The organism is Nocardia sp. NPDC058497 (assembly GCF_042720195.1).
GTDB lineage: Bacteria > Actinomycetota > Actinomycetes > Mycobacteriales > Mycobacteriaceae > Nocardia.
In genome coordinates this window covers 1-5,724 of the sequence record NZ_JBHXMY010000387.1, presented here as the reverse complement: position 1 = coordinate 5,724, position 5,724 = coordinate 1, and the positions used below count along the sequence as shown (strand labels likewise).

General features: G+C 67.1%; 7 protein-coding genes and 1 pseudogene. 1 reads left to right on the top strand and 7 read right to left on the bottom strand.

Annotation, left to right across the window (positions count from 1 at the left end; genetic code table 11):
- Positions 1–106: 106 nt before the first annotated feature.
- Positions 107–538: a hypothetical protein gene (locus ACFWPJ_RS22730; protein ID WP_378854382.1), complete on the top strand. Its 432-nt coding sequence runs from the start codon at positions 107–109 to the stop codon at positions 536–538.
- A 286-nt stretch (positions 539–824) separates the two neighbouring features.
- Here the strand turns inward: ACFWPJ_RS22730 and ACFWPJ_RS22725 are convergent, their stop codons facing one another.
- The 7 genes and pseudogenes from ACFWPJ_RS22725 to ACFWPJ_RS22695 all read right to left on the bottom strand — a co-directional run.
- A complete protein-coding gene (locus ACFWPJ_RS22725) occupies positions 825–1,079 on the bottom strand; it encodes a hypothetical protein (protein ID WP_378854380.1) in 255 nt (84 codons plus the stop codon).
- A 91-nt stretch (positions 1,080–1,170) separates the two neighbouring features.
- The gene (locus ACFWPJ_RS22720; protein ID WP_378854379.1) at positions 1,171–2,088 is read right to left on the bottom strand and encodes an SAM-dependent methyltransferase; all 918 of its coding nucleotides are present in this window, start codon (positions 2,086–2,088) and stop codon (positions 1,171–1,173) included.
- Complete coding sequence (locus tag ACFWPJ_RS22715; RefSeq protein ID WP_378854377.1) at positions 2,088–2,894, bottom strand: hypothetical protein; 807 nt, start codon at positions 2,892–2,894, stop codon at positions 2,088–2,090. Before ACFWPJ_RS22715 ends, ACFWPJ_RS22720 begins: the two co-directional genes overlap by 1 nt.
- A complete protein-coding gene (locus ACFWPJ_RS22710; protein ID WP_378854375.1) occupies positions 2,891–4,201 on the bottom strand; it encodes a hypothetical protein in 1,311 nt (436 codons plus the stop codon). The genes ACFWPJ_RS22715 and ACFWPJ_RS22710 overlap by 4 nt, the downstream gene beginning before the upstream one ends.
- Positions 4,201–4,512, bottom strand: coding sequence for a hypothetical protein (locus ACFWPJ_RS22705; RefSeq protein ID WP_378854373.1), 312 nt, complete (start codon positions 4,510–4,512; stop codon positions 4,201–4,203). The genes ACFWPJ_RS22710 and ACFWPJ_RS22705 overlap by 1 nt, the downstream gene beginning before the upstream one ends.
- Positions 4,513–5,205: 693 nt before the next feature.
- Complete coding sequence (locus ACFWPJ_RS22700) at positions 5,206–5,490, bottom strand: hypothetical protein (protein WP_378854371.1); 285 nt, start codon at positions 5,488–5,490, stop codon at positions 5,206–5,208.
- A 34-nt stretch (positions 5,491–5,524) separates the two neighbouring features.
- Positions 5,525–5,724: pseudogene (locus ACFWPJ_RS22695) on the bottom strand (hypothetical protein); the annotation flags it as partial.

Below are 5,724 nucleotides of genomic sequence, written 5' to 3'. Positions count from 1 at the left end.
CCCCTAACACCCCCCCCCCCCACACCCCTTTTGATTTCCGGTTGGGGGGGGTGGTTTTTTTTAAAAAGACACCCCCCGTAACACCGCGACCGCGGCCGCGATCGCCATGAAACCCGGGCAACTGCACCGCAGCACGACGATCACCGACACCGACCTGGCCGCCCGGGTCCGGCATCTGCTGGCACAACACCCGGACGACATCGAGGTCCGGTGGCGCGACTTCACTACACCCCGAATCGCGGCGAGTGTTCGTAGTTCACTGGCCAGCCTCCGCCGCCACACCGACACCGCCGTCCTGCCCGAGCCAGAAACCGCCGACCCCGCCGACCTCATCACCCGTGCCCGTACGGCGACGAACACCGCTGTCGGGACACCGAGTGCTTCGCCCGGCGCGGCGATCGATCGTGCCGTCACCGCAGCACTGCCTGATCCAGCCACACCACAAGACAACTTCGAGTCGATATCCGAGTTCGTGCCCGTTGAGGAGGAACTGTTCGCCACCCGGCCTCCCGGACCCGCACTCGACCCCGGCCTATAGCGGTTGGAAACCCTTTTGCAGCAACCGGATCCGGACGGCGACGTGCCCTCTGAAGCCGCGTCGCTACGCCGGGTGTTGATCGGAATGTTAGCGCGAGTCACCCTGGCTGTCGGGTTGGCCGGGGAACGGTGTTCTCACGACGACGGCATGCCGAAACCTGCGTGCAGCTCAGACGAGCACCAGCGCCTCCAATCACACGGGTCCGTCGCCGGGCTTGCTGGCCCACTGATTGGCCGTGAACCTGATAACCACCCGATCAGTCACGCCGTGGGAGGCCCCGCCAGCGTCAGCTACGCTGCCACGCAGCCTCGACGTCGGTCACGATGCGGGGCAGTTTGTCGTAGACAAAGCCGGTGACTGCAAGGCGGATCGCGTCGGGCTCGGTGCCTGGGTCGATCACCTGCGTAACGACGCCGAGGCTGTCACCTCCGTTGATCGTCAAGAAAGGTTTGCCGCCGATCGAGGTCCGGCTCACTGTGAGCGTGTACGAACCGAGGGTTTGCCGTCGGCGACGGCGAATCCAGCGCGCCGGGTTCAACATCGGACCAACACTACGGCAGCGTCGATTGCCTTTCCACCGAAAGATGTAGGCCAGCCCCGCCTGCTGCCGACAGCTGCGGGCGCCTGGGGCGCTATACGCCTTTGCGGCTTGACGGATGCAGGCCCCGGTCAGAAGTCGGGTCAACCGCCGAACACCCCGGCCGCGGCGCCTGCGAACACCAGGCAAGCTGCCCTACCGCAGCGTAACTACATACCGTCGGCTTCAGCCACACGCCAGAACCGTTCTCAGGGTTGCCGACCTCAAGGTCGGGCCGCCACAGATCAGCGGTGACCAAGCCGGGTTCGAGCAGCCGCAACGGTGCCAGCATCTCCTCGACCTGATCGCGGTCACGAGGGCAGTAGCTGATTCCTGCCGCGGCCAATGTCGTGACAGCGCTGTCGATGTCGCGCACACAGAGATCGGCGGCGGTGTGGGTGACCAGCAGCCAGGTGTCGGCGGGAAGCCGGCTGATCAGGGCCGCCACTATGGCGGGCGCGTCAGGGAGGAACTCGGCGGTCCCGGACAGGCACACCACCATTGGGGACGAGGCATCCATCACCTCAGCAATGCGTTCGACGGTATCGGTGGTGTCGATCAGGTCGGCGTCGACGAACACTGAGTTCGCTCCAGACAACAGAGCGCGCGCATGGACGGCCACGAGCGGGTCGTGGTCGATGTAAAGGGTGCGTGCGATCCTGTTCTGCCTGCAGGCGACCGCGTGCACGGTCGGCTCGTTCGGGTATCCGCAGCCGAGTTCGACGATCTGGGTGACGCCGTGGTTACCGACCAGGTGCTCGACCGCGCGCAACTTGAAAGCGCGGGCCTCGGCTACAGCGACCCTGAACGAGTTGTTGGCGAGTAGTTTGTCGGCGATGTACCGGTCGCTGTTGTATGCGTCCTTCCCGCCGAGGAGTGCACCGAAGACCCTGGCCGCGTTCGGCCGGCTCAGATCCAGCACCTCGGCGTGGCGGGAGCCGCTGCCGATGGACGGCGGGGAGGCGTCGGCCATTACGGGCCCTCGCTGATGGCGGTGATCTTGTTGGTGCCGTCGGGCTCGGTGACGGTGTGGATGATCAAGGTCGCCAACAACTCCGGTGCCGCAGCGGGGCGTTGTTCGCGTACTTGGACCTGCCAGCGCGCCGGGGAGGTCGGCACGATCGACACGCAGTAGCGTGTCCCGAGCGGCACCGTGTCGATCCCGGCCTGAATCTCCTGCGCTGATGGTACTTTCGCATCCTCAGTAACGAATTCGCGCGCCTTGGCCCCGGATCGGTCGACGTAGTAGGCGTGCTGCAACGCGAAAATGACGCTCACCGCGCTCGTCGTGTCACCGGCATCGGTGCCCGAAGCCAACACGGTCGTGCGTTTCTGCGGGCAGTCGGGGATGGCGGGCGCAGGGGCGGGGGGCGACGCCACCGTGGACACGGTCAACGGCGGGGGCAGTAGCGTTCTCGACGGGCCAGCGGAAGACTCATCGGCATCGGGCAGCGCTTCCAGGACCACGACCAAGACGAGCAGCACGACCCCGAAGGCGACGGCGAGCCCGGCCATGACCCGCCCCGCACCGCGGTCGCGCCGCGGGGACGCAAAGCTGCGGCCGACCTGCCGGAACCCTGGAGGCGCTGCCGGTTTGTCTCGATCGCCGTCGTGGTTGCTGGGCTGGCTCCAGTCCGACCATTCACCGACCCAGCCGTCACCGTCGTCCTCGTCCCCACGGTCATCACCGTGCGGGGATCCGTCGTCTTCGGGGTGGTCGTGGTCGTGGTCGGGGGCTGTCGGGGGGTATCGGCGAAGGTCCAGCGGGCTATCGGTCATGTCGGCACCGCCCCGATCACCGGCACAACAGCGGCTTCGGGCTCGCCACTGATTGCTGCCGGGGACGTGATCCCGGCCTGGGCGCGCGGCTTGTGCTCCCCATCGGCCCCGGCGGCTGCCTGTGGTCCCGCCGGTGGGACGACCGCGGTCGTGGGGGCGCCTCCGGTACTCGGCACGACCCCCGGTTGGGCATTCTGACCGGACCCGGTCGGGGCGGCCGGTTTCGGCTCGGCACTGCCCGGGCCCGCGGTGGTGTCGGGTTTCGGCGCGGCGGGGGAGCCACCGGTATTCGTCCCGGCTCCATTACCTGTTCCGGTGGGCTTGTCAGAGCCAGTACCGAAGTTGATGACCGGTGTGCCGGTCGGTGAGGTGGTGGGGTTTGTGCCGTTGGCGCCGGTGCCGGTTGCTGCTGGTGCGGGGTTCGTGCCCTCGCCGTTGGTGTTGCCGGTGAGGGCGGCGGTGATCGTGTCACCGGCCTCGGTGCCGAGGGTGTCGAGGGCGTGGGTGGCGACCCCGGCGCCTTCGGTGATCAGGGTGGTCAAGACTTCGGCGCCGGAAGTGATCAACTGCGTACCGACGGTCGTGGCGGCCTCGATCGCTGCCGTACCGAGGGCCTGCTGCATCGCGATGACCGGATCGGTCGACGTCGAGGTGGTGTCGGTTGGGGTGGCGTTGTCGGCGCTGGAGAGGGTGGGGTCCTCGCTTGTCAAGGAGGGGTCGCCGGTGGATGGGCCGCCGCCGGTGCCGAGTTCGGATTTCGGTGTTGTGTAGCTCTTTTCGCCGAGCTTTCCACTGTAAGTGTCGTAGTCGGCCTGGGCGCCTTGGACGGTGGACAAGGCGTCGGAATACATTTCGCGGGCCAGGTCGATGACCGCGGTGACGCCCCGCTCGTTGGGTGAGGCTTTCAGGATCTGACGGGCCTGGGTTTCGAAGGTGTCGAGCTGGTCTTCGATCGCGGCCGAGGCGGTGGTGTTCGTGCGGACCGCGGCGTCGATGAGGGTGGCGAAATCGGTGGACTGGTTACTGCTGTCGGCGATCTGGGCGCGGGTGCCGCGGATCGCGGAGATCGCGGTGTCACCGGCTGCCGAGGTCCAGGTCGACTCGAGGTCGGAGGCTGTCGCCCGGTATGGGGCTTCGGTCGCGTCGAGTTGGGTGATCGCGGTGTTGAGCAGCGCGATGGCGTCGGTCGAATCACCGGTGCCGACGAACGCGGATCGCAGTTCGACGATCGGTTTCGACAGGTAGGCGATGATCGCGTCCGGATCCGGTGCCGCCGTGTCGGCGACGGGTTTGATGCGGGTGACCATTACGCCCCCTCTGCGACGGTGGTGAGGTGGTCGGCGAGGTGTTGGTCGTGACTGACGAGGGTCGTGCGGCAGGTCTCGACGTGCTCCGCCTGGTCCGCGACCGCGTTCGCGCACCCGTCCAGATGGGTCGCGTAGCCGGTCATGGCGGCAATCAACTGGGTCCGGAAGTCGGCCCCGATCAGGCCGAGCCCGGGAACCGCAGCGGCAGCGGCAGCGGCAGCCTGGGTGGCAGCCGAGAGATCGCCGACGACCTGGATTCGTGTCACCGCCGCGAACTCCTGCGCCGTGGATGGATCGAAATCGAGCGACATGATGCCCCCTGAAACTAGGTTGGTAAAATGGTTCGGTCGGTAAGTCACAGTGACGAAAATGGTGAAAGCATCGGTAGGGCAGCTTGTGACGATCGTGACCGTGCTCGTCGAATTGGTTGGGCCAGTGGGCCACTGCGCGGTTCGGTCCGATTCAGCAGCGCGGCGATGGCCAGAAAAGGCCAGGTGGCGTGCACCGATCGCGGCGAAGGCGATAGCCTCGACCAGGACTGGGCGGTCGGCGCCGATCCCACTGTGCTGTCGGGTCGCGGACCGTATTCGGTGAGCAGACACACGAGTTCGCGGCCTGCTCCCCGAACATCGGTGGTTGGATCGAGCGTCACGATCGATCCTGGGCAGCGGGTTTCCTGGAGTGCCCACCGACCGGTCAGCTCCGCGACCGCACGCGTCGGCCCGCAACGGCGAAGGTGGGGGACCGGGGCGAAGGGCGGCCGGTACGCGAGCGTGTCGTCGGACCTGGTTCAGGCTGGCGACGAACTGGTTGTGGACGTTGGCGCGGAAACCGTGGTGGGTGAACAGTTCCCGGCGAAGCACGGTTGTCTGGATCCGGGAATCCAGGGGCACCGCCCAGTCGGTGACGGGGATGCTGAGGTATGCCAGGGCGATCTCGGCGAGTGCCGGCGGGTTGGGCAGACTCCGTAGCCGCCGGGCGGGACGTGCTGGGGCAGTCATGGGTCAGCTGCCGATCATGGCGTTCATGATGGTGCCGGCGCTGGCTGCGACCGCGCCGCCGATCATGGCTCCGGCGATCATCTTCGGTGATTCGAGGCCGCCGCCGGTCCACTTCTCCCACGCGAATTTGCCGCCCGCGTAGGTGATGGCGATGACGCCCGAGAGCAGGATGAACCAGGTGAAGTACCGCACCAGTTGCACGATCTTGTCCGACATCGGTGGTGCTTGCGGTGTCGGATTGCTCAACTGCGCCACAAGGTCGTAGCTGGCCTGCAGGACTGGATGCATCGAAATCCTTCTCGCGATTGTCGGGTGGGACGGGTCAACGCCCGGAATCGGCGGTGACGCCGGGCTGGCGCACAACGGTCGTCGACGGGGTAGTGGTGGTGTCGTCGCTGACACCAGGTTGGCGCGGCACACCGACGGCGCCAGCCGCCGCAGGACCGAGGGTCGGGTCGGGCGGTATAGAGGGTGCGGCAGGGAGTTGGGGGGCGCCCCCCCCCACCGCCCGCGCGGGGGGCC